The sequence below is a fragment of the Testudinibacter aquarius genome (assembly GCF_004342725.1).
GTDB lineage: Bacteria > Pseudomonadota > Gammaproteobacteria > Enterobacterales > Pasteurellaceae > Chelonobacter > Chelonobacter aquarius.
Genome location: NZ_SMCP01000017.1, coordinates 1 through 23,128 on the forward strand (window position 1 = coordinate 1; position 23,128 = coordinate 23,128).

Annotated in this window: 19 protein-coding genes; 6 read left to right on the forward strand and 13 right to left on the reverse strand. The window is 46.6% G+C overall.

Translation table 11 applies throughout. The features are described 5' to 3' along the window. The first annotated feature begins 288 nt into the window (after window positions 1–288). The 5 genes from artP (at window position 289) to EDC16_RS12400 (ending at window position 3,432) form a co-directional block, all read left to right on the forward strand. Window positions 289–1,017 (forward strand): arginine ABC transporter ATP-binding protein ArtP, encoded by a 729-nt coding sequence (gene artP / locus EDC16_RS12380; RefSeq protein WP_132968168.1) that lies wholly within the window; start codon window positions 289–291, stop codon window positions 1,015–1,017. A 59-nt stretch (window positions 1,018–1,076) separates the two neighbouring features. Continuing rightward, window positions 1,077–1,796, forward strand: a complete 720-nt coding sequence (locus tag EDC16_RS12385; protein WP_132968169.1) for an arginine ABC transporter substrate-binding protein — start codon at window positions 1,077–1,079, stop codon at window positions 1,794–1,796. Window positions 1,797–1,805: 9 nt separating this feature from the next. Continuing rightward, entirely contained in the window at window positions 1,806–2,477 is a 672-nt protein-coding gene (gene artQ / locus EDC16_RS12390; protein WP_132968170.1) for an arginine ABC transporter permease ArtQ, read from the forward strand. Next, window positions 2,474–3,160: an arginine ABC transporter permease ArtM gene (gene artM, locus EDC16_RS12395; RefSeq protein WP_132968171.1), complete on the forward strand. Its 687-nt coding sequence runs from the start codon at window positions 2,474–2,476 to the stop codon at window positions 3,158–3,160. The genes artQ and artM overlap by 4 nt, the downstream gene beginning before the upstream one ends. Before the next feature lie 128 nt (window positions 3,161–3,288). Further along, on the forward strand, window positions 3,289–3,432 hold the full coding sequence (locus EDC16_RS12400; protein ID WP_132968172.1) for an entericidin A/B family lipoprotein: 144 nt from the start codon (window positions 3,289–3,291) through the stop codon (window positions 3,430–3,432). 121 nt (window positions 3,433–3,553) lie between these two features. Here the strand turns inward: EDC16_RS12400 and sbcB are convergent, their stop codons facing one another. The 13 genes from sbcB to EDC16_RS12465 form a co-directional block, all read right to left on the reverse strand. Next, a complete protein-coding gene (sbcB, locus tag EDC16_RS12405) occupies window positions 3,554–4,972 on the reverse strand; it encodes an exodeoxyribonuclease I (RefSeq protein WP_132968173.1) in 1,419 nt (472 codons plus the stop codon). 2 nt (window positions 4,973–4,974) lie between these two features. Further along, the gene (locus tag EDC16_RS12410; protein ID WP_132968174.1) at window positions 4,975–5,862 is read right to left on the reverse strand and encodes an EamA family transporter; all 888 of its coding nucleotides are present in this window, start codon (window positions 5,860–5,862) and stop codon (window positions 4,975–4,977) included. Between the two features lie 149 nt (window positions 5,863–6,011). Next, the gene (gene fic, locus EDC16_RS12415) at window positions 6,012–6,557 is read right to left on the reverse strand and encodes a protein adenylyltransferase Fic (RefSeq protein ID WP_132968175.1); all 546 of its coding nucleotides are present in this window, start codon (window positions 6,555–6,557) and stop codon (window positions 6,012–6,014) included. 71 nt (window positions 6,558–6,628) lie between these two features. Beyond that, a complete protein-coding gene (gene mukB / locus EDC16_RS12420; RefSeq protein ID WP_132968176.1) occupies window positions 6,629–11,128 on the reverse strand; it encodes a chromosome partition protein MukB in 4,500 nt (1,499 codons plus the stop codon). Then, entirely contained in the window at window positions 11,128–11,910 is a 783-nt protein-coding gene (gene mukE, locus EDC16_RS12425; RefSeq protein ID WP_132968177.1) for a chromosome partition protein MukE, read from the reverse strand. The genes mukB and mukE overlap by 1 nt, the downstream gene beginning before the upstream one ends. Before the next feature lie 27 nt (window positions 11,911–11,937). Beyond that, window positions 11,938–13,263 carry a chromosome partition protein MukF gene (gene mukF / locus EDC16_RS12430; RefSeq protein ID WP_132968178.1) on the reverse strand — a complete coding sequence of 442 codons (1,326 nt, stop codon included), beginning with the start codon at window positions 13,261–13,263 and terminating at the stop codon, window positions 11,938–11,940. A gap of 135 nt (window positions 13,264–13,398) precedes the next feature. Beyond that, on the reverse strand, window positions 13,399–15,225 hold the full coding sequence (gene uvrC / locus EDC16_RS12435) for an excinuclease ABC subunit UvrC (RefSeq protein WP_132968179.1): 1,827 nt from the start codon (window positions 15,223–15,225) through the stop codon (window positions 13,399–13,401). A gap of 95 nt (window positions 15,226–15,320) precedes the next feature. Continuing rightward, the gene (locus EDC16_RS12440) at window positions 15,321–15,737 is read right to left on the reverse strand and encodes a YidB family protein (RefSeq protein ID WP_132968180.1); all 417 of its coding nucleotides are present in this window, start codon (window positions 15,735–15,737) and stop codon (window positions 15,321–15,323) included. Window positions 15,738–15,807: 70 nt separating this feature from the next. After that, a complete protein-coding gene (gene kdsB / locus EDC16_RS12445) occupies window positions 15,808–16,593 on the reverse strand; it encodes a 3-deoxy-manno-octulosonate cytidylyltransferase (protein WP_132968181.1) in 786 nt (261 codons plus the stop codon). Window positions 16,594–16,602: 9 nt separating this feature from the next. Next, window positions 16,603–16,803 carry a Trm112 family protein gene (locus EDC16_RS12450; RefSeq protein ID WP_132968182.1) on the reverse strand — a complete coding sequence of 67 codons (201 nt, stop codon included), beginning with the start codon at window positions 16,801–16,803 and terminating at the stop codon, window positions 16,603–16,605. Further along, a complete protein-coding gene (lpxK, locus tag EDC16_RS12455) occupies window positions 16,793–17,791 on the reverse strand; it encodes a tetraacyldisaccharide 4'-kinase (RefSeq protein WP_132968183.1) in 999 nt (332 codons plus the stop codon). Before lpxK ends, EDC16_RS12450 begins: the two co-directional genes overlap by 11 nt. A gap of 46 nt (window positions 17,792–17,837) precedes the next feature. Further along, window positions 17,838–19,586, reverse strand: a complete 1,749-nt coding sequence (msbA, locus tag EDC16_RS12460; protein WP_132968184.1) for a lipid A ABC transporter ATP-binding protein/permease MsbA — start codon at window positions 19,584–19,586, stop codon at window positions 17,838–17,840. 55 nt (window positions 19,587–19,641) lie between these two features. Further along, window positions 19,642–22,038 carry a DNA internalization-related competence protein ComEC/Rec2 gene (locus tag EDC16_RS12465; protein WP_132968185.1) on the reverse strand — a complete coding sequence of 799 codons (2,397 nt, stop codon included), beginning with the start codon at window positions 22,036–22,038 and terminating at the stop codon, window positions 19,642–19,644. A 358-nt stretch (window positions 22,039–22,396) separates the two neighbouring features. On the opposite strand from EDC16_RS12465, the gene dksA reads away from it, so the two are divergent. Continuing rightward, complete coding sequence (dksA, locus tag EDC16_RS12470; protein ID WP_132968186.1) at window positions 22,397–22,846, forward strand: RNA polymerase-binding protein DksA; 450 nt, start codon at window positions 22,397–22,399, stop codon at window positions 22,844–22,846. Window positions 22,847–23,128 lie beyond the last annotated feature (282 nt).

The following is a 23,128-nucleotide window of genomic DNA, read 5'->3' on the forward strand; positions in this document are numbered from 1 at the left end:
GGAGGCGGCTTTAACATCGGAAACTCCTTAAAAGGCTTTTCCTTATTAGATCAAAGTCCTAGCAAAATGTCTAGGACTTTGTCAGCAGTCTGAAAAGGGAAGTTATGCTTCCCTTTTATTTTACCTATTTATTGACTGTGTTATTTTTATCCGCTTTTGAATTTAATGCAGCAAACCTGCATTTTTATGCAAATTTTTTCGCTTTTTTTGCGATTTTATTTGCATAGCGCTTTTTTTATCATTACTATTCCAGATTATTTATTCCCATAAACGAAGACCCTTTTCAGCATGACGATCAGTATTAAAAACCTCAATTTTTTTTACGGCAATAAGCAAGCCCTATTCGACATTAATTTTGAATCGCAAGATGGCGATATTATCGTGTTGCTCGGGCCGAGCGGTGCCGGCAAAAGCACCCTGATCCGCACACTGAATCTGTTGGAAGTACCAAAGAGCGGTCAATTGACGATTGCCGGTAATCAATTTGAATTATCCGCCAATACCGATGCTAAAAAAATTCGTAAATTGCGTAAAGATGTCGGCATGGTGTTTCAGCAGTACAATCTGTGGCCACATTACACTGTGTTAGAAAACTTAATCGAAGCACCAATGAAGGTGTTGGGGCTGAGCAAAGCGGAGGCAGTGGAGCGGGCGCAAGGTTTGCTAAAACGCTTACGGGTGGAAGATCACGCTGACCGTTTCCCATTACATCTGTCTGGCGGGCAACAACAGCGTGTCGCGATTGCCCGTGCCTTGATGATGAAACCGCAAGTGCTGCTGTTTGACGAGCCGACCGCAGCGCTCGATCCGGAGATCACGGCACAAGTGGTCTCAATCATCGAAGAGTTGAAGCAGACCGGAATCACTCAGATGATTGTGACCCACGAAGTTGCCGTGGCACGCAAAGTGGCCACTAAAGTGATCTATATGGAACAAGGAAAAATTATTGAAATCGGTGCTGCCGACTGTTTCAAAAATCCAAAAACCGACGCTTTTGCACAATATTTATCACACTAAATTTATCACACTCACTGTTTGTTATACTTAATTTTACTCTCTTCGTTAAGGAGCTTACCATGAAAAAACTGCTTGCCACCGCACTTTTGGCGACTGCCTTCTCTGCCAACGCATTGGATATTACCTTTGCAACCGAACCGACTTATCCGCCATTTGAAAATACCGATTCCAGCGGAAAAATCGTGGGTTTCGATATTGATATCGCCAACGCTATTTGTGCTGAAATCAAGGCGAATTGCCAATTCCAAAGCCATGCGTTCGACAGTCTGATTCCAAGTTTGAAGTTCAAACGTTTTGATGCTGCCATTTCTGCCATTGACATCACCGCAGAGCGTGCCAAACAAGTCAGCTTCAGCGATCCTTACTATGACAGCTCCGCCAGCTTTATCGCAGTAAAAGGCAAAGCTAATTTAAGCAGTGCGAAAAGTGTCGGGGTACAAAACGGTACCACATTCCAACAATATATTGCCGCAAACGGCAAACAATATAACGCAAAATCCTACGCTACCTTGCAAAGTGCGATTTTGGATCTGAAAAACGGACGTATCGATATTATTTTCGGCGACACGGCGGTACTTGCCGACTGGATGAAAACTGACGACAGCTTAGCATTCGCCGGAGACAAAGTGACTGATCCGAACTATTTCGGCAGCGGTTTGGGTATTGCCGTCAATCAAAGCAGCACTGAACTGCTGGCAGAGTTGAACAAGGGTTTAGCGGCCATTAAAGCCAACGGTGAATACCAAAAAATTTATGACACTTGGATGTCCGGAAAATAATCACGCTCTATGTTTAGCAATTTTCTTTCACTGATGTTATCAGCCACCCTAATGACCTTAGGGTTGGCTGTGTGCGCATTAATTCTCGGCTTGATTCTATCGATGATTTTCGTGGTGTTTGAAACGGCAAAAATACGCTGCGTTCGCAATGCGACTTCGATTTTTTTAACCTTATTGCGCGGTTTACCGGAAATTTTAGTTGTGCTGCTGATCTATTTCGGCTCAACCCAGGTTTTATTCATTCTCACCGGTGATTTTATCGAATTCAGCCCATTTTGGTCGGGCGTGGTCGCATTGGCGATTATATTTGCCGCCTATGCTTCACAATCTTTGCGTGGTGCGATTCAAGCCATTCCATTAGGGCAATGGGAGTCGGCCTCTGCGCTAGGATTAAGCCGTTCACAAGCCTTTATCTCGATTATTATGCCACAAGTCTGGCGTCACGCCTTACCGGGCTTGAGTAATCAATGGTTGATCTTATTGAAAGATACCGCACTTGTTTCCCTGATTGGTGTAAACGATCTGATGCGCCAGGCAGAACTGAGCAACGCCAACACTCACCAGCCGTTTACTTGGTACGGGATTGCGGCACTGCTCTATTTAGCCGTCACGATTTTAAGCAAAATCGGAATTGCTCTCCTAGAAAAACGCTTCACTCGTTTTGAACGGGAGGCAGCATGATCAGTGACTATTTTGCAATTATCGCACAAGGCATTCCAACCAGCCTCGCATTGACAGCGGTCGCCTTAATCATTTCGTTTATTTTGGCAGTGTTGTTTACCTTTATCCTGTCGATGGAAAACCGCACTTTGAAAGCGCTGGTCAACGGTTATATCACGCTGTTTACCGGTACGCCATTATTGGTGCAAATTTTCTTAATCTATGCTGGCCCGGGGCAATTCCAATGGATTATCGATAGCCCGGCTTGGTCACTGTTGTCCAATGCGTGGTTTTGCGCGATGTTGGCGCTAGCACTCAACAGTGCGGCCTACTCTGCGCAACTCTTTCACGGGGCGGTGAAAGCAATTTCAAAAGGACAATGGGAAAGTTCGGCAGCACTCGGTTTAAGCCGCTGGCAAACGCTGCTGATTTTAGTACCTTTTGCGTTAAAACGGGCGCTGCCGTCTTACACCAATGAGATCATTTTGGTATTCAAAGGCACATCACTGGCTTCAACCATCACGATTATGGACATTATGGGCTATGCCCGTCAGCTGTACGGCACGCAATATGATGCATTGTTAATCTATGGTATTGCTGGAGCTATTTACCTGATTATCACCGGCATTGCGACCTTATTCTTACGTCGTTTGGAAAATAGAACCCTGTCTTTTGAACGCTTAGAAAGCAGCAAAAGCCATTAAGGCTACAGGCATCCAAGCCGCTTGATGGTTGCCATTTGAGTTTTTACGGTGTAATATTTGGTATGTAGTTCAATAAACTACTTGCTAAATCCCTACAATTTGAAACAAAAATCGCAGGAGAGGTTATTATGAAAATAATTTGGGCATTGATTTTAGCCGCAACAATTGGAACATTATCCGCTTGTAACACGGTAAAAGGCGCCGGGCAAGATATCCAATCTGCCGGTGAAGCGATTGATAATACCGCAACCAAAGTTCAGAAAAAGATGTAATCTGAATCTCACTACAGCTCTAATAACCATAATGCCGAATGTTACCGTTCGGCATTTATTTTGCCCTTTAAGCCGATATTTCAGGCATTTCAAGGTGAAATCATTAGCAAGCTGTATCTGGCTAACGCAGTAATTTTTCGCCATACTCATACACCTGTTGCAATAACGCCAGTTTTTCAGGATTATTTTGGTGCTGTTCGCCTAATTGCTGCAACGATTGCACAAAAGTTTCTGCGCTTTTCTCCAGTTTCATTTGGCGGTATTTTTGCCATCTAATCTGTTCGGCGCGGTTCAACGTGCGGTAGAAATGGCGCGCGCGGTAGTGGAACAGTAAATCAGGAATACGCTTGTCTTCAAAGGTAAGATCCGGATTTTTTAACTGTTCGGCATCTAAAGTGCGTAAAATCTGCAAATTGCGTTTATCAGCATCGCTGAAAAAGCCGCGGTAAAGTGCGGTTTCCACATTCAGATCGTCGGCATATTCCCGTTGTTCGCTGAAAATAGCGATCACTTTGTCACGAATTTCATAAGATTGAAGCAAACGTTGCTGATTTTGCAGACATTGTTCACGATCAATCCCCAAGCGTACCGCACTTTGCGGCAATAGCGTTTTTTCCGGGGCGATAATCGGGCATTTGTTGATATGCACTAATTTCAGCGGCACCGGCAAAATTCCCTGCGCTTCCAACTCCGCTTTTTTGCTGTATAACCGTACTTTTAGAGTTTCGGCATCAAAACTCAGCAAATCGCTGAGATCGGCACTCAAATCACACACGATCACGGCGTTATTATTGGTCGGATGCCATGCCAGCGGCGCAACAAGTGCGGTATTGCCGCGATAATTGCCGAGCATACCGGAAACGTGCACCAACGGGGTCATATTGGCGGTATCGATCAGTTTCTCCACCGCTTTTTTGTTGCGCAGATTGAAAAAATACTCGAACAGACGCGGCTGTTTGGTTTTGACCAATTTTGCCATTTCAATCGTGGCATATACATCTGCCATTGCGTCGTGCGCATTGCTGTGTTCAATCCCGTTTGCTAGCGTCAGGCGATCTAATTTAAACGACGGCAAGCCGTTTTCGTCATACACCCAGTTAATCCCCTCCGGGCGCAAGGCGTAACAGGCACGCAACACATCGAGCAAATCCCAACGGGAATTGCCGTTTTTCCAGCTGTATTCGTAAGGATCGATAAAATTACGATAAAAAGTATATCGGGTCATTTCGTCATCATAACGAATGCTGTTATAGCCCATCACGCAAGTATTGGGTTGCGAAAATTCTTGCAAAATACGGGCGGCAAATTCCGGTTCGGATACGCCTTTTTCGTTGCATTCTTGCGGCGTGATGCCCGTCACCAACACGGCTTCCGGCGCAGGCAGGTAATCATTTGTTTGCTTGCAATACACCATCACCGGCTCGCCGATAATATTAAAATCGGCATCGGTACGAATGCCGGCAAACTGCGCCGGACGGTCGCTTGCCGGATTAATGCCGAAACTTTCGTAGTCGTAAATAAAAAAACTGAAATCCGCCATGCTTAACCTACTAATTTATCCAAATAAAATAAACAGATAATAGATACAATTCCCAATCCTACCCCAATCATATTTATTTTATTGATTTTTTCTTTAAACAGCCATGCGCCGGTCAGCGTGCCTAAACAGATTACCCCGATATTCATGCCGGCAAAGACCAACGTCGGATTGCTGCTATAACTTTGGTGTGCCTTGATATAAAATAGAATATTCATAAAATTCAGCACACCGAGCAGCAAACCGCCCAGCATACTTTTGCCGTGCCAACGGGTCTGTTTAATCAGTAAATAGATAAAAATCACACATGCCGCCAAGCAAAACGACACAAACAACGTCAACGGAAATGCACTACCGCTCTTTGCCATTTGCTTAAACAGAATATCGATCACGCCGTAGCCGAGCCAGACCAACAGCAGATTTAACCAACCTTTGCCGACCGCACTTTCTCCAAGATTTTGTTGCGGCTCGTCTTTTTTCCATAACAAACATAAAAGTGCGGTAAACGCCAACACAAGACTAACCGCACGGCTGCCGCTCAACACTTCGTTAAAAATGGTAAACGAGGCTAAAATCGGTAAAAACAGCGATAACCGCTGTGCCGCATCAGAGCGCACAATCCCCGCACTTTCCACCGCATGCGACATCACGATAAACACCGTCGGCAGCAAAATCCCCAAGGCTAAAAACAGATAGGAATCGTCATGTTGCGCCACCACTTCGCCGATCGACTGCCCGGCAAAATTGGGCTGCAAAAAATAATAACTCAAGCCGATCGCCATAATATAATTAAAGGCAATCGCCTGGGCGATTTGAATATGTTGCTTGCGTGCCACTTTCAAAAACACCGACACGATCACGCTGCAAAGCACAGCGATGGCGAGGTTGTGCATTTTTATTCCTTATTAATAGATGCCATAAAAATTGGTTCTTGACGAATAGGTCTATTTTTAGTTATTCCTATTCAAGTTCTTTCAAGGTTTTACCAGTTTCATCTTTCCAATAACTCACCCATTCACGCTTCCATTTAATCAAAGTGCGGTCATTCTGCCTGTTCATAATAATACGACTGATCAATCCCTTTGATAAAGACTTTGCGATCATCGATTTTATCGGTTAAGGCATTTTGTAATAAAAAACGGATTTCTAAATCATTGACCGGGCTGCGTTCCATCGCCTGTAAATATAAATGCTTATCCACCTTTTCCCAATCAACCACTTTGCCTAAACGTTTTTTAAAAATCAGATCGAGCCAAATGCGGGTAGAGCGTCCGTTGCCTTCTAAAAACGGATGCGCAACATTCATTTCAACGTATTTTTCGATAATTTGTTCAAAACTGTTTTCAGGCATTTTTTCAATCGCGGCAAGGGCGGCTTTTAGGTATAGTGCATTAGCAAAGCGAAAATTGCTTTTTGAGATATTTAACTCACGAATCTGACCGGCAAAGTTATATAAGCCGTCAAATAAATAACGGTGAATTTGCTGCAAGCCTTTAGTCGTGCCGATTTCCAACCGATGAATCGCCCCGGAATCATACAGATAATAGGCTTTTTGTTTACTGAGTTGATCGATTTGTTGTGTGTTCATCTGTTCTACACTCAAAAAAGAGATTTAGGGCGTACAGAATACGCCCCTACAATTCACAACCGCACTTTGCCCTACTCCGTCGCCCCAAAGCCACGCAAGCCGACCACATGAACGTATTCATGGTTGTGGGCGATTTTACGCACTAGTTTGTAGGTGGTGCCTTTTTCCGGGCTGATATTTTCCGGCGCGGCGATCAGAAGCTGCATATCGAGGCGCTCGCACAGTTCGAACAGGGTTGAGATCGATTTGGCATCGAGGCGGGCGGCTTCGTCGAGGAACAATAAGCGGCACGGCAGAATATCTTTGCTGCGAATGCGGCGGCTCTCTTCTTCCCAACTTTGCACCACCATCAATAGGATTGACATCCCCGTACCTATGGCTTCCCCGGTTGAAAGTGCGCCGCTTTCCGCGCGCAACCAACCGTCTGCGCCGCGATACACTTCCACTTCCAGATCAAGGTAGTTACGGTAATCCAGCAACTCTTCACCAATGGTTTGTGCGGTACGTTGTCCCATATCAATGTGCGGATTAACCCGCTGATACAGTTTCGCCAAGGCTTCGGAGAAGGTGATTTGATTATTGTTGAACAGATCTTGGTAATCGTCCTGCTCGCCCGATAACGCATTCAGTAAGATCGCGTGGGTATCGCGGATATTCACCACCAAACGCACCGATTTCACCTGTCCGAAAGCGATATTTTGCAAACCTTGGTTCAACATACGAATACGGTTTTGCTCGCGTTGGATGGTTTTACGCATGATATTGGCAACACTTTCGCTGCTGATCGCTAGTTTGCGTTCACGGTTGGTCAGCTCTTCGGTCAAGCGTGACAATTCGATTTCCATTTGTTCGATTGCATCAATCGGATCGTCGGTTTTGATAATATCCTGCCGAATCCGTTCGCGCAGATGTTGATAAACGGCGATAAAAAACCGCACTTTGTTTTCCGGTTTGCGGCTGTCTTCCGACAAACGCAAGGCATCACGCAAATATTCATTATCGGCGACGGCGGTACGCAAGGCGCCCAAGGCTTTATCCGACATCGAACGCAATTCATCGGCGGAGAGATACGCCAGTTCGCGTTTATTCAAACGGCGTTCCACATCGCTGTTGCGTGACAAACGCAACACCACGCACCAACTGACTTTGGCGGCAACCACCAGCTCGCGCTGCGTGCGGTAATCGCGTTCGGATTTGCGGATACTGCGCACTAAATTTTCACCTTCAGCCTCTAACAAGGTCAGCTGTTTTTCCACATAGTTGCGGCGTTGGCGGCTTTGTGACAGGGTTTGGTGCAACTCATCGCGCCGTTGCAATGCACGCTGTTCTGCGCCTTCGTCGGCACGTCCGCCGATTTTATCCACCTCTTCCAACAGCTCGAGCAACATATGATTTTTCGCGTCCAGCGAGCTGCGTAACGAGATTTGTACCTGATTAAATTCGGCAAACTGTTTCTGTTTCTGTTGCAGTTGATTGCGTTGCTGCTCCCGTTGTTGCTGCAATTGTTGCAAACGTTGACGCAACTGTTCGTTCAGCTCTGAGCCTTCGCTTTGTAGCTGCTGTTCATAATCGAAATGCGCGCGCCGTTGCAGCACATCGGATAGCGCGTAAAAACACTGTTGTGCCCGTTTTTGTTGATCAACCGTGGTTTGGTAATCATTTTTCAACGTTTCATAATTTTGCGGATCGCTTTGCAAACTGGCGGCAATCGGTTCAAGCTGTTGCAACTGCTGTCCGAACTGGCGTACGAATTGCACGTCTTGCTCGGCATTCAACAACTGTTCGCGATATTCCTCAATCCGATCTTGCAAAGTTTCATCAGCTAACAGATTGAATTGTGGCGACAGTTTATTTAACAGACGTACCAGCTCTTTGCTTTCGCTCAATTGCAAGCGCACTTGCTGTTCGCCGATGGTCAAGTGATTCAATTCACGATCCAATTCATTGCGCTGTGCATTGATTTGCTTCATCTCTTGCTCTGGATCAGGCAAGAACGCCAACGCCAAATGCAAGCCGACAAACTGGCTGAATTGCTGGTGCAGACGCTGGCATTTTTGCACATCAAAAGAGCGCTGGGCGTGCTGTTCGTTAATTTCGTCCAGCTCACCGGCCAAATCTTCCAAGCGTTTTTCCCGCGCCGCTCGTCCGAACAGCGGAATTTCAGGAAATTTGGAGTAGCGTACTTCCCGCTCCGAAACTTGAACCACCACGCCGCTGTCCAGCTCTTGTGCGGAAAACACATTGTCATCAAACGCTGCCGGATCGCCTTCGATTAAATATAGGTCGTCTGGGCAGTCCTCAATATTTTCCAACTGTTTTTTCACTGCATCCAGATCGCGCACCACAATCGCATGGCGTGCCGGGCCGTATAAGGCGGAGAAATACGGCGCGTCATCAAGCGGCACATCGTCATATAATTCCGACAGCAACACGCCGCCGAAACGCTCGGCAAGGGCATTCAAACGGTGATCTTCCGAACCGTCCGGCTGGCTTAAACGGCTGATTTGCTGTTCCAACTGCTGTTTTTGCAACTGCAACTGATCGCGTGCCATGGTGTGCTCACGCTCTTTTTCCAGTTGCAACTGCATAAAGTCCATCACATCTTGGCTGTCGCCGAATTGCTGCCCGCTCTGTTCGCTCAAGCGTTCCAACGCCGATTGCGCCGTCAGCCATGCCGGGGCTTTGCGCTCGTTTTCTTGATAAAGTGCGGTCAGCTGTTCACGTTTTTGCCGCAAGGCGGAACGCTGCTCGCCCTGTTCGGCAAGATGGTGGCTCAGTTCATCGACTAAATCTTGTTGTTGCAAGTGGAATTCGTCCAGGGCTTGCGGGTCACTTAACCCCAAACCACTACGCTGATTAAACTCTTGCAACAGTTGTTTGGCGCTGTTTTGCGCTTGTAAACGCTGTTCCAATTCATTGACTTGGCTGCGTAAGCCGACCGCACTTTGCGCCTGCGCTTTCTGTTGCGGATAGTCCGCCAATAAGGTTTTCGCCTGCTCCCATGCGGCAGAACGCGGCACGTCGCCGACGATCTCCGTCAGCAAACGATAGGCTTTGTCAAACTGCGATTTGGCGGCATCAGACACTGACATCCGTTGCTCTAACTGCAACACATTCGCCGTCAACTCTTCGACTTGATCTTCAAACTCTTGGTGATACTGTTCGATATTTTTCAACGCCAGATCGTTTAAGCCACACACCGCTTTGGCTTTCTCTAACGCCTTCACCGCTTGCTGATACTGCAAGGCACGGGTTTGTTGTGCGTCCAGTGCCTGTTGGTAATCCGCCAGTTGTCCACGCACCTGATCGATTTCGATCTCGCCCTGTTCAACCCGGTGTTGTGCCTCTTCCAACTGCTCAGCGGCGGTTTCGACCACAATTTGCTGCTCTTCCAGTTTTTCGCGTAATTCGTTGACATCGTCTTGATAACGGTTGATTTTTTCCTGATGGCGCAATACATTTTGCACCAAATTCAGATGATCGACCGCACTTTGATGATCCACTTCGAGACGTTTTTCGCTCTCCGCTAAATCCGCCGCTTCACGGCTGAGTTCAATCAGTTTTTGTGCGGAAAAAGTTTGTTCCTGTTTGGCGCTGAATAAGGCACGGCGGAAATTCAAGGCGTTGTCGATATTGTGACGGCGGTCATTGGCGTTGCGCATATAATCGGCGGCAACGTAGGCAGTGGATTCGTTAATCAAATGTTTGAACAAATCACGATCCGCTTGGGTGACTTTAATCGCTTCCAAGGTCATGCGGTTTTCACGCAATGCCGCTTCCATATCCTGAAACGCCTTGCGCACGCCCAGATTTTCCGGCAATAAATAGTCGCGTAAGGAACGGGTGATTGCGCTGGAAATCCCGCCATAGAGCGAGGCTTCAATCAGTTTATAGAACTTGCTGCGATCCGATGACGAGCGCAAGCGTTTCGGAATAATCCCCAACTCAAACATCATGCTGTGGTAATCAGTTACCGAATGATACTGTTTCAGCTGTGCCCCGTTTTGTTCGGCTTTCTCTTTCAATTCGTTTAATGCCAGCACCTTAGCTTGTTTTTCATTCACCGCTTCGGTGAAAAGTGCAGTCGGATCCACCGCTAACGGCAAGCCTTGGATCGAGAACGATTTAATATCGACTTTTTTATCCCGCCCGGCAACTTGCTGCAAACGCACCCCGACCAGCACACGCTGATTGCGTGAATTGAGCGTATCCAACGCCGCATAACACACGCCCGGGCGCAATTTGCCATGTAAGCCTTTATCGCGCGAACCGCTGGTAGCGCCGGCTTCGGTGGTGTTACGGAAATGCAACAGGGTTAAATCCGGAATCAATGCGGTCACAAAACCTGCCATCGTGGTGGATTTCCCTGCCCCGTTACCACCGGACAGCGTGGTCACCAATTCGTCCAAATCAAAGGTACGCGCGAAAAAACCATTCCAGTTGATCAAGGTCAGCGAGCGGAATTTACCGCGTTCAACCGCACTTTGTACCGGGGTTGATGTGGCGAGGACGTTATCTGAAATTATGTCTTCGACTTGGTTAAACCGTTGTTCGTTTTCAAATTCTGACATTATTCACGATCCCCTTGTTCATCATTGCTGTCGATTTCATCATCAAATTCATTTTCATCTTCGTTTTCGGCTTCGTTATCAAGTTCACTATTTTCCGGCTCAAGTGCGGCTTTCTTCGCTTGTTTTTCTTCTTTTAGCGAATCTGCATTGGCGGCTTCACCGTCACGGATTAAACGCAGTTGTGCTTCAAGCGGATCATCGCCTGACCGCACTTCCGCACCGAAACGGAACACGGATTCGGAGATCACAAACTTGCCGCTGTATTGATCACCGACGCTGGTAATCATGCCCAAACGGCGCAAACGGTTTAAAGCGGCACGCATTTTTTCCGCCAGTTTTTGCTTGTCCAAATCCGAACCGGACGAACGCTGATTCACGGCTTTCAGCAATTTGCTTTCGTCGGCCAGATTCAACAGTTCGTCATACACTTCTTCGCTGCTGAAAATGCCTTGCTGCGCCAACCTTTCGGGGCTGAGGTAGAGATAGCACAACACTTTGCCGACCAGCATCTCCAATTCGCTCAACACGCTGCGCCCAATCAAGGTGCTGGATTTCGGACGTAGGTAGAAAAAGCCTTCCGGCGCGCGAATCAGTTCAACGTTATAACGGCGGTAAAAACTTTCCAGTTCATATTGAAAATCCATCAAAAAAGCGTGATTGTCCAAATCCTCAAGGCTGATATGACGGCCGGCACGCAGCAGGCTGTCCACCAGCGGAAACAGCGGATTGGCAATTGCAGTGGCGAGTTTGGTTGGCATTACTTCAGGGGTCTGATTTATCATAGTGAGTTCGTTCATTTAGCAGAAAAATTATTTATAACCGTCAATCACATTGGCTTGCACTTCGGCGCCGTGTGGATTGATCGCTTGCCATTGCGGATAGATCGCTGAGAAATCGTCGCTTGCCATGCCGAGGCGCACCGCTTGATCGACAATAATCCGAGCCACATCAAAATGGCGCGACAGCGGATAATTTTCCAGCTGTTGGCGCAGGACTTGGCTGAGATCAATCGGTTGATTGTGTTCACGGTAGCGGATTAACAGGCTTTGCATCTGTTCCACGATCTGTTCGTGCAGATCGGATAAGGATTCGTATTGCAGTTCTTCCGGCAGTTCACCTAGGGCATCTTCATCGCTGAGGGTCAACTCCTCATCACGCAAATCAACCAAGCGTTCGGCTTGGGTTGTCCACAGATACCAAGGCGCATCAAAATAGTGGTGAATGGATTGGCGCAGGCGGCGCGAAAAAACACGGTTTTTATCCATATCAATCGCAGTACGGATAAATTTATGTACGTGGCGGTCATAGCCGATCCACAGGTCAATCGCCTGTTGTCCCCAGCTGATAATACGATCCAGTTTGGCTTGCAGATTGACAATCAGTTGCCCGACAAAATCCAATTCGGCACGCCCAATGATGCAATCCTCAATCCGCAGCAGTTGCGCCTGCAATTTATCGCCGGCAGCATTGAGCGTGTCTTGCAATTCACGCAGATTGCCTGAGGTTTCGTCCAATAACTGTTCACAACTGAGCAACGCCGCTTGCCAGTCTTTGGTCAGCAATTCGGCGATCTGTTCTTTAATCCCCTGCTGATTTTCGTCCATAATTCGTTGCGATAAATCAATGCTGTCGAAAATCTCCGCCACCGAATATTTTAACGGGGCATACACATTTCTACGCCAATGGTGTTCATCGCCATCTTCTTCGGCGGCAGACGATGCGCGCTGAATTTCGTCCGCCACAATCGAAAGCTGCACCGACAGGCGCAAAGCAGAAAATTCGCGTTGGCGGATATAGTAATCGGACACGCCCACGCCGAGCGGCGTTAAGCGGTAAATGGAAAGCCCTTCGGTGAATTCACTGCTGAAGCGGTTTAAAAAACGCTGTTTCACCAGCTCGTTAATCGCGTTGTTGGCACGCTGCGGCACGGTTTCTTCCGCCAAGCCGAATTCATTCGACACCAGACGGAACATATCGATCAGATCGTGTTCGATCATCTCACCATCGATCCGTTCGTTATTGTAAATCGCAATCGTCAGCAGAAAAGCTAAACGCTCAGTCGGCAGATTCAGCGAAAATTCACGTTGTTTAGCCCAACTCGCCAATTCAGGAATAGTTTGTGCCGTTTCAGTCATAATCGGTACTCGAATTCAGGTGAAATAATGCTAATCGTATCAATTAAAAAGCAATATTATAGTATAAGTAGAGCGGAATTGCATGATCAACTCTGCGCTTCTGTGATTTATGTGGCCGAAAACAAGATTTCGCCGTTATTCACGTAAACGTTCAAACAACGTTTCTGCCATTTTGTGCGAGATCCCCGGCACACTGGCCAACTCTTCCAATGTCGCCGCTTTAACGCCCTGCATACCACCAAGATATTTCAGCAGCGCTTGACGGCGTTTGCTGCCGATGCCTTCGATCGACTCCAGCCCGCTTTGAGCAAAGGCTTTTTGACGTTTTTTACGATGTCCGCCGATAGCATGACGATGGGATTCGTCACGAATATGTTGAATCAAATGCAGTGCCAAACTGTCGGCAGGCAAATGCAGTTCGCGCCCGCCTTTACTGATAATTAACGTTTCCAAACCGGCCTTTCGATCTTCTCCTTTGGCTACCCCGATTAACAAAGGGTGATTTTTATCCCACTCAACTTGCAGTTTGGCAAAGACTTCCAAAGCGCGGTTCAACTGCCCTTTACCGCCGTCAATGAAGATGATGTCAGGAATTTTTTCAGGCTCCAGCGGCTTGTTGTAGCGTTTTAGTAATGCTTTTTCCATAGCGGCATAATCATCTCCGGGGGTAATTCCATCAATATTAAAGCGGCGGTAATCGGCTTTATACGGACCTTCCTGATTGAACACCACACAGGAGGCGACCGTTTGTTCACCCATGGTATGGCTGATATCAAAGCACTCCATGCGGCGGATTGAAGGCAGCTGTAACAGTTCGCCCAGGGCTTGATACCGCTCTTTGATTCGTCCGCTCTGTTTCAGCTGATCGGTCAGCGCAATCTCGGCATTCATTTGTGCCAGATGTAAAAATTTAGACTGTTTGCCTTTGGCATTGTCTTGAATACTCACGTTAAATCCGGCTTGTTGGCTTAACAGCTGTTCTAAGGCTGATTTTTGTTCCAGTTGGCGGTTGGTAATGATTTTTTTCGGAATGGTTCTGCCTTGCCCGGCTTGCAGATAAAACTGGCCGAAAAAGGTTTCGCTCACCTCGTCAAGTGCGGTATGACTTGGAATTTTCGGAAAGTAGCTGCGGCTGCCGAGCACTTTGCCTTGACGAATAAACATGACATGAATACAAGCGATACCGTGCTGATAGGCGATTGCGATAATATCCAGATCATCGGTATTTTGGTTGGAAATAAACTGTTGTTCAGTGACCGCACGCACAGCTTGAATCTGATCACGGTAAAGTGCCGCTTTTTCAAAATTCAGTTGTTGGCTGGCTTGCTCCATCTGCTCGACCAAATGTTGCAGCACTTGTTGATCTTTGCCTTGCAAAAACAGGCGAACGTAATTGACTTGCCGATTATACTCTTCGTCACTGACATAACCGCTGACGCAAGGTGCGGAGCAACGTCCGATTTGGTATTGCAGGCACGGGCGCGAGCGGTTGCGATAAGTCGTATCTTCACACTGACGCACCGGAAACAGTTTTTGAATCAATGATAAGGTTTCGCGTACCGCACCGGCATTGGGATAAGGTCCGAAATAATCCCCGCTTGTTTTTTTACTGCCGCGAAATGCCGTTAAGCGTGGATGGCGCTCTTTGGTCAGTAAAATAAACGGATAGGATTTGTCATCACGCAACAATACGTTGTATTTGGGTTGATATTGCTTAATGTAATTGTGCTCTAGCAGCAGTGCTTCCGTTTCCGAGTGGGTAACAGTGACATCAATATTGGCGATCACCGATACTAAGGCTTCCGTTTTTTTACTCGATACATTTTTGCGGAAATAACTCGCCAGACGTTTTTTCAGATCTTTAGCTTTACCGACATAGATGATCGTATTTTTATCATCATACATTCGGTAAACTCCGGGTTCACTGGTGACTTCGGCAAGAAAACGTTTGGCATCAAACATGGTGGATTCACTGTTGAAATAGGATATGGAACAGATACATCAAGGACGGATAGTTCACCCGCCCCGATAAGATATGACTAGCTTAAGCCAATTGTTTATTTAAACAGATTGCCCAAAACAGACTGAATGCCTTTTGATAGCAGATCCCCTGAAAGGTTATTATCAATCGCACCATTTGGGCTCAGTTTATCCACAATTTGTGGTAAAAATTGTGATAACAGATCAGATGCCTGTGCTTCATCTTGTATCCCGGCTTGCTGCGCGGCTTGTTGCAGCTCTTGTTTGCCAAACACATCTTCAACCTGAGTCGGAGAAATGCTTTTATTCTCACCGGTTCCCAACCACGATTGTAACAAATCGTCCAAACCGCCCTGTTGGAACTTGGCTAAAATCCCTTGAATACCGCCTTGTGAGGATAGCAAGGCATTAATAACTGCCATTGCCTGCCCTTGTTTCCCGGCTTCACCACCTAATACACTGGATACGACTGAGCCTAAAATTTTATCTAACATTGTGTTTCCTTAATTTACATTTTACTGCATTAACATCGCTGTTCATGCTGATGGATTAGGTTAGGAAGGGTTATCTTCCTGCGCCTAAAATCTGGCGAACTTTTTCAAGATCGTCAAAGGTATCAACACCCACAGCCGGCACTTCATCAGCCAGCTGTAGATGAATTTTTTCGCCGTACCACAACACCCGCAGCTGCTCAAGCGATTCGATTTGCTCAAGTGCGGTCGGCTGCCACTGCACATATTGCCGGATAAAACCGGCACGATAAGCATATAATCCGATATGACGTAAATAGTGGTTTTTCGCTAAATCTAAATCCGCCGCTTGAATCTTACCTTGTTTGAATAGCGCAAATTGATCGCGATCCCAAGGAATCACCGCTCTGGAGAAATACAACACCAATCCGTTTTTATCGGTCAGCACTTTCACCACATTTGGATTAAACAGCTCGTCTGCTTCTTCAATTTTCACGGCTAATGTTGCCATATTGACGGTGTTATTTACCAGATTTTGCGCCACTTGCCGGATAATCGATGGCGGAATCAGCGGTTCGTCACCTTGCACATTGACGATAACTTCGTCGTCCGCCAAACCGCACTTTGTCACAACTTCGGCTAAACGTTCAGTACCGGAATTGTGTTGTTCTGAAGTCATGCAAACTTCCGCACCGAAAGCAGTAGCCACGGCCGCCACTTCTGCATGATCGGTCGCCACGATAATCCGTTCAGCACCGGATTTTTTTGCCTGCTGCCAAACGTGTTGAATCATCGGTTTGCCGGCAATATCTGCCAGCGGCTTACCCGGCAAGCGTGAAGACGCAAAACGGGCAGGAATAATGACACTAAATCTTTGCATCACAGCTCCCTATTTGAGGTTTTTTTCATTGAGTGGTTGTTCATCAATGGTCAATGCTACCGCACTTTCCGGTAACAACACAGGAATTCCGTTTTTAATCGGATAGGCCAGGTGTTCAAATTCACAAATTAAACGCTGGTGTGTCTTATCATATTGTAATTTAGCGTGACAACGTGGACAGGCGACAACCTGTAACAACTTAGTGTTCATCTTTTTTCACCTTTTGCATGATTTTATTGACCACATCCTCAATCGACGGCTCTAATACGGCTTCGACCGGTACATACCACCAGTTTTCACGGGCAAATTTGCTGCATTTCACGGCATCTTTTTCGGTCATCAGCAAAATTTGTTGCGGGCTGGCAAGGGAAACCAACTTTTCTTGTGAAAATTTAGCATGGTCAATAAAGGCTTTTTGTTTAACAATATTTAATCCGTGACGTTGTAACGTAGTAAAAAAGCGGTTTGGATTACCAATCGCAGCCATTGCAACGATTGGCTGATCGGCAAAGTCACTTAATAGACGCTCTTCTTGCGTCAGCAAATTAACCGCCACTTCACCTTGTAACCGCATCTGAATTTCACCGGGCTGTGGATGCTCACCATTACAGACCACCGCATCCACACTTTTTAAACGTCCGGTCAGTTCGCGTAACGGTCCTGCCGGTAATAAAAAACCGTTGCCGAAGCGCCGTTCGGCATCAACAATAACGATTTCAATATCACGCTGTAAGGCGTAATGCTGCAAACCATCATCGCTCAAAATCACATCAATATGGTATGCCTTGCACAGTAATTCAATACTTTGACGCCGATTAGCACAGATTGCGATTTTGGCACCGCTGCGACGTGCGATCAACACCGATTCATCACCGACTTCCATCGTATCCGCATTAGCACACACCAATTGCGGGTATTGTTTCATTTCGCCACTGTAACCACGCGAAATCACCCCCACTCTTAAGCCTTGTTGCTGTAAGCGGCGCGCCAGCCAAATGACAAACGGTGTTTTGCCATTGCCGCCGACCGACAAATTACCGACGATCACCACCGGCAGTGGCGCTCGCCAAGATTTAAATATTCCAAAGCGATATGCCACACGACGAAGTGCGGTAATCCCCCAAAACAGCAAAGCCAAAGGAGAAAGCAAACCCGCCAGCAGCCATGCCGAGATCGTTTTTTGGTACCAAAAATTCATACTACAATATCCTTTCTTTGCTCGATTACTTGCTCAATTGTTTGATTTACTGGCTGAATTGCAGCTTGTGCAGCTGCGAATATGCACTTCCTGCTGCCAGCAACTGTTTGTGTGTGCCACGCTCAACTACTTTGCCATGATCGATAACCAAAATTTCATCCGAATTTTCAATGGTTGATAAGCGATGGGCGATGACAATAATCGTGCGGTCATGACGCAGTTCGTCGATTGCTGCTTGAATAGCCCGTTCAGATTCAGTGTCCAACGCTGAAGTAGCTTCATCTAAAATCAAAACTGTTGCATTACGCAACAACGCCCGTGCAATTGCCAAACGTTGCCGCTGCCCACCGGACAACATCACGCCGTTTTCACCGATTTCGGTGTCCATGCCTTGCGGCAATGCCTCGATAAACTCCAGACAATGCGAGGCTCTGGCAGCTTCGATGATCTGTTCGCGCGTGTATTGTTCCTTGGCGGCATACGCAATATTATTCGCCACCGTATCATTAAACAAATGTACCTGTTGCGACACCACCGCACAATGGGTGCGCAAGTTCTGTAAGGTGTAATCTTTGATATTACGTCCGTCTAAGCGAATTTCGCCCTGTTCAACATCATAAAACCGGGTGATTAGATTCGCAATCGTCGATTTGCCGGATCCGGAACGACCGACTAAGGCAACTGTGCTGCCGGCTTGCACCTCGAACGAAACATTTTGCAGTACGTTGTTCTCTTTGCCTTCATAATGGAAGCTGACATTGTCAAAACTGATATTGCCCTGCACTTTTTCAACACTAACGGTACCATTATCTTTTTCCAGCGGCAGATCCATAATGCTGAACAATGTCTGACAAGCTGCCATGCCGCGCTGAAACTGGGCATTAACATTAGTTAAGGATTTCAAGGGCTTCATCATCGCCAGCATCGAAGAAAACACCACGGTGAATGCGCCGGCTGTCAGGTTTTGGCTCATAATGCTCGGAATAGTCGCCAGATACAGCACTATGGCGAGCGCAAACGAGGCGATAATCTGCACCACCGGATCGCTGATCGCCGATGCCATCATCATTTTCATGCCTTTACGACGCATATCGTTGCTGACGTGGTTGAAACGATCCTCCTCGACTTTTTGTCCGCCAAACGACAACACCACTTTATGCCCTTTCAGCATCTGCTCTGCCGAAGAGGTCAGTTCTCCCATTGACGTTTGCATATTTTTGCTGAGGCGGCGAAAATGCTTCGACACCAGACGAATCAGGATCGCAATAATCGGACCGATAACAAACAACACCACCGACAGCTGCCAGCTGGTATAAATCATTACCCCGAGCAACGACAATAGATACGCCCCTTCGCGTACGATGGTCACTAGTGCCCCTGAAGCGGAAGACGCCACCTGCTCAGAATCGTAAGTGATACGCGACAGCAGTTTACCGGATGAATTATTGTCAAAAAAGGAGACCGGCATAAACATCATATGCCTAAACAGGCGGCGACGGATATTCATAATCACCTTGCCCGACACCCACGCCAAACAGTACGTTGAGATGAAATTGCTCAGCCCGCGAAAGAAAATCAACACCACCACCAACACCGCCATCATTTTTAGAAAATCGGTATCGGCTTTGCCAAAACCGTCATCCAACAATGGCTTCAGCATCGAGATTAAACCTGCATCGGTTAGGGCATTGATAATCAAAGCAATCGCCGCTACAATTAATCCGGATTTGAAAGGTAAAATCATTGGCCACAGGCGTTTAAAGGTTTTTGCTGTCGAAAAGTCTTTGTCTTCCATCAAGTCATTATTTCCATTACATATCGCTCGCGCTCAGCTAAGCGTTAAAATGAGGTTATTCTAACTGTATTTCCTTTTCTAAGCCAATAATTATGTGATACCAAGGGATTACCCCACGTCGTTGTGTTGAAATCTGCCATTGATCTTGGGTCACGCTCAGCGTAATTTGTCCGTCCGTTGCGGTATTATAGACCGCACTTTGGATCTGTTGCAGACGGTTCTGTGTGGCAAAGTGCGGTAAATTCCACTGGTTATATAAACCGCTGGAGATTAACGACAGCTGCGGCTGCAAATGTTTCAGCCACAGCCAGCCACTGGAGGTGTTACTGCCGTGGTGCCCGACTTGCAGCCAGTCAACTTTGCCGATCGATGGCGCAATCCGGTTTTCTGTTGCCTGATAAGCATCACCACTCAGCACAAACCGCACTTTGCCTCGAGTGACCAACAAGACGCACGAATCCCGATTTTTGGCAATTTTGCTGAGTTGTGACGGCGCAAACACCTCAAAACGGAACTCTCGCCACGCCCAACTTTGCCCCTGAATACAAGGCCGTTGCTGTTTGGCGCCATAATCACGTTCGGAACTGTTGAACAATACCGCACTTGGGAAATGCTTCAGCAAAATCTCAGCACCACCGGCGTGATCATTATCATCATGGCTGATAATCAACTGTTCCAACTGTAAGCCACTCCGCCGTAAAAACGGTAAGATTTCTGTCTCTGCCATACTGCCGCCTTGCCATGCCTGCCCGGTATCAAACAAGGTGGCAGACCGCTCAGTGATGATCAATACCGCCAAGCCCTGCCCGACATCGAGCATGACCAGTTTCCAATCTGGTTTACATGTGGTAATAGCCCATAATTTACTGCAACACAGCACGATTAATAGGGTGCAAATGATTAACGGCTTGCGCCCGGAAATAGGCTGTTGAGTTTGTTCGCTTGTTGAATTCAGCGTGCGGTATCGGTGTGTTAAGCCTAACAAGAGTAAAAATAATGACAAGCAGACGGTGATGATCAGCCACTGTTGGTCGGCAGCAAGCGTCAAATAACTATTGGGCAACGCCTCCAACCACAGCAAGGCTTGTGCTAATAGGCTATCCACCCAAGACCAAACCATGCCACCACTGAATAACGCCAACAGAATCAACGGAATAATGACAAAACTGAAAAATGGCACCAGCAGTAGATTACTCAAAAATGATCCCGTTGGCAGCGCATTAAACAGCAGCAACTGCAACGGCGTAAAAAGCAGCAATAAACCAAATTGCAAATGGAATAAGCCACACAGCCAGTACAACGGTGGCACGGCTTGTTTTAACGACTTTCCGCGCCAGCGCCATTTTTGTAACAGTGGCGCTAATGGAACGCAGTGATAATAGCAACACAATAGTGCAACAGTGCCGCAGGATAACCAAAAACTCTCATTGAGCACACTCAGCGGATCAATCAAACTTAACCAAGCCACAATCAACAGCAGTAATTTCCAAGCCGGTAGATGGATGCGCATAAAAATGAAAGCTAGCCAGAAACAGTACGCCCACAGTGCCCTTTGGGTCGGAATCAAAAAATCAGCTAGATAAGCATAGCAAACCGCAGCGGCCAACGCCGCTAAATGGGGAACATGATAAGTCACATAGTGTATTTTTAACCCGAGGCCGATTAGCAATAATTGCAACAAGCGTGCTACGCCCCAGCCGAGCCAAGCAACCAAACCAATATGTAATCCGGAAATTGCAATTAAATGTGCGGTACCGCTTTCACGAAATTTTTGCCAATCGTCAGCGTTCATCCAGCCTCGTTCACCAAATGCCAACGCCAGAATAACGCCTTGATAACGCAGCGTTTCCGTCTCTGCCAAAACACTCGCCAATTTTTGCTGTCGCCAACTGTTTTGTTGAAATAATAACTGCCCTTGCTTCACCACCGCACCGGCTAAAATCGACTGTGATAACAGCCAGCGTTGTCGGTTAAATCCGCCATCGTTCAAACGCGTGCTCAATGGGCGCAGTTTCAAATTAGCACGCCAAACCTGCCCCAAGTGCGGTTGCTCATCTAACTGCCAATTCAGATTAATCTTGATTTTACCTAAGCCTTGATCGGCTAAATCCGCTTGCGCCACCACCGTGACACTACGGTTTGGCAGCATCTGACGCAGTGCGATGATTTTAAATTCCACATTGATATTTTGCTGCCGCAACGCCACAATTTGTTCAGCCTTACTTAATGTTGCAGCAATCTCATGCTGTTGGTAAGCAGCGCTCAATAAGATAAAAAACAACGACCACAACCCAGTGCTGTATCGACGACGCAACGGCTTTATTGACAGCAAAACTAACGGCAATATCGCAAGCAGCCGCAACATCCCTTGATAACCTAGCCAATCTGCCGGAAGCCAAACAATCTGAGTCAGGCTCAACAGCCAACAAACAGCAACATATTGTAATTTCACTGATTCATCCCATTCAGCCCTGCATTTTTACGTGATAGATTTGCTCCCTATCCATTTTTTAAGAAAAAGCCGCAATCGCCAAAACAGGCACTTTATTTTTGCGATCTAGTTCGCAAAATATGGATTTTATTTACCTTTTTAACTGGTTGTTTTTTAATATTTTTATCTAATCGAACAAAAATCATACCGCTACATTCCGCATTTTATTTGCCAAAAGATTTAACATCTGCTATTTATATCGCCTTTAAAAAGGCGTGAAATTTTTATCATCTAAATTTCTTCTTATTTTCGACTAAAATAATCGGGTAATATCGGCTTAGCATACGCCGATTGAGGTTACCCACTACGGGAGAACAGCATGAGTTCAGTAGCTGCAAAAACATCTTTAAGTCTTTTGTCATTGGCAGGTGTGGAACCTTATCAAGAGCAAGAAGGTGAAGAATATATGAATGAAAAACAGATTCTTCATTTCAAAAAGATTCTGACAGCCTGGCGTGAACAAATTGTCAATGAAGCAGGAAAAACGGTGGCACAGATGCAAGATGAAGCCGCTAATTTTCCGGATCCGGCCGATCGCGCCACCCAAGAGGAAGAGTTCAGTCTGGTACTGCGCAACCGTGATCGTGAGCGCAAATTGTTGAAAAAAATTGACCATACCCTACTTAAATTGGAAACTGGTGATTTTGGGTATTGCGAATCTTGCGGTGTAGAAATTGGTATTCGCCGGTTAGAAGCCCGTCCAACAGCCGATTTATGTATTGATTGCAAAACGCTGGCAGAAATTCGCGAGAAACAAATTTCCAAATAAGACGACAGTGAGAAAAAAGGCGCAATAAAATTTGCGCTTTAGACTGCTGACAAAGGTTAAAATACACGATTAATATTGTAAAAGTAGGGGCCGATTATATATCCGCCCGAACCGAACTTTGCATTTTTTCTTTATTGATTAAGTGCTTATGCCGTACTTCGCAACGGGCGGATATATAATCCGCCCTTTGTATATTCAAAATAAAGTATACTAGCAACACAGCACCGAATCGTTATCCACAGCTTGACCGCCCCTAGAGCATCAACTCGTCTTGTAGCGTAG

Excerpts from the sequence above, each read along its gene's own strand:
- sbcB (WP_132968173.1), bottom strand. The coding sequence starts at position 4,972 with ATGGCGGATTTCAGTTTTTTTATTTACGACTACGAAAGTTTCGGCATT.
- fic (WP_132968175.1), bottom strand. The coding sequence starts at position 6,557 with ATGAACACACAACAAATCGATCAACTCAGTAAACAAAAAGCCTATTAT.
- kdsB (WP_132968181.1), bottom strand. The coding sequence starts at position 16,593 with ATGCAAAGATTTAGTGTCATTATTCCTGCCCGTTTTGCGTCTTCACGC.
- EDC16_RS12410 (WP_132968174.1), bottom strand. The coding sequence starts at position 5,862 with ATGCACAACCTCGCCATCGCTGTGCTTTGCAGCGTGATCGTGTCGGTG.
- artM (WP_132968171.1), top strand. The coding sequence starts at position 2,474 with ATGATCAGTGACTATTTTGCAATTATCGCACAAGGCATTCCAACCAGC.
- artQ (WP_132968170.1), top strand. The coding sequence starts at position 1,806 with ATGTTTAGCAATTTTCTTTCACTGATGTTATCAGCCACCCTAATGACC.
- mukB (WP_132968176.1), bottom strand. The coding sequence starts at position 11,128 with ATGTCAGAATTTGAAAACGAACAACGGTTTAACCAAGTCGAAGACATA.
- EDC16_RS12440 (WP_132968180.1), bottom strand. The coding sequence starts at position 15,737 with ATGTTAGATAAAATTTTAGGCTCAGTCGTATCCAGTGTATTAGGTGGT.
- EDC16_RS12385 (WP_132968169.1), top strand. The coding sequence starts at position 1,077 with ATGAAAAAACTGCTTGCCACCGCACTTTTGGCGACTGCCTTCTCTGCC.
- mukF (WP_132968178.1), bottom strand. The coding sequence starts at position 13,263 with ATGACTGAAACGGCACAAACTATTCCTGAATTGGCGAGTTGGGCTAAA.
- EDC16_RS12400 (WP_132968172.1), top strand. The coding sequence starts at position 3,289 with ATGAAAATAATTTGGGCATTGATTTTAGCCGCAACAATTGGAACATTA.
- msbA (WP_132968184.1), bottom strand. The coding sequence starts at position 19,586 with ATGGAAGACAAAGACTTTTCGACAGCAAAAACCTTTAAACGCCTGTGG.
- artP (WP_132968168.1), top strand. The coding sequence starts at position 289 with ATGACGATCAGTATTAAAAACCTCAATTTTTTTTACGGCAATAAGCAA.
- dksA (WP_132968186.1), top strand. The coding sequence starts at position 22,397 with ATGAGTTCAGTAGCTGCAAAAACATCTTTAAGTCTTTTGTCATTGGCA.
- EDC16_RS12450 (WP_132968182.1), bottom strand. The coding sequence starts at position 16,803 with ATGAACACTAAGTTGTTACAGGTTGTCGCCTGTCCACGTTGTCACGCT.
- mukE (WP_132968177.1), bottom strand. The coding sequence starts at position 11,910 with ATGATAAATCAGACCCCTGAAGTAATGCCAACCAAACTCGCCACTGCA.
- uvrC (WP_132968179.1), bottom strand. The coding sequence starts at position 15,225 with ATGTTTGATGCCAAACGTTTTCTTGCCGAAGTCACCAGTGAACCCGGA.
- lpxK (WP_132968183.1), bottom strand. The coding sequence starts at position 17,791 with ATGAATTTTTGGTACCAAAAAACGATCTCGGCATGGCTGCTGGCGGGT.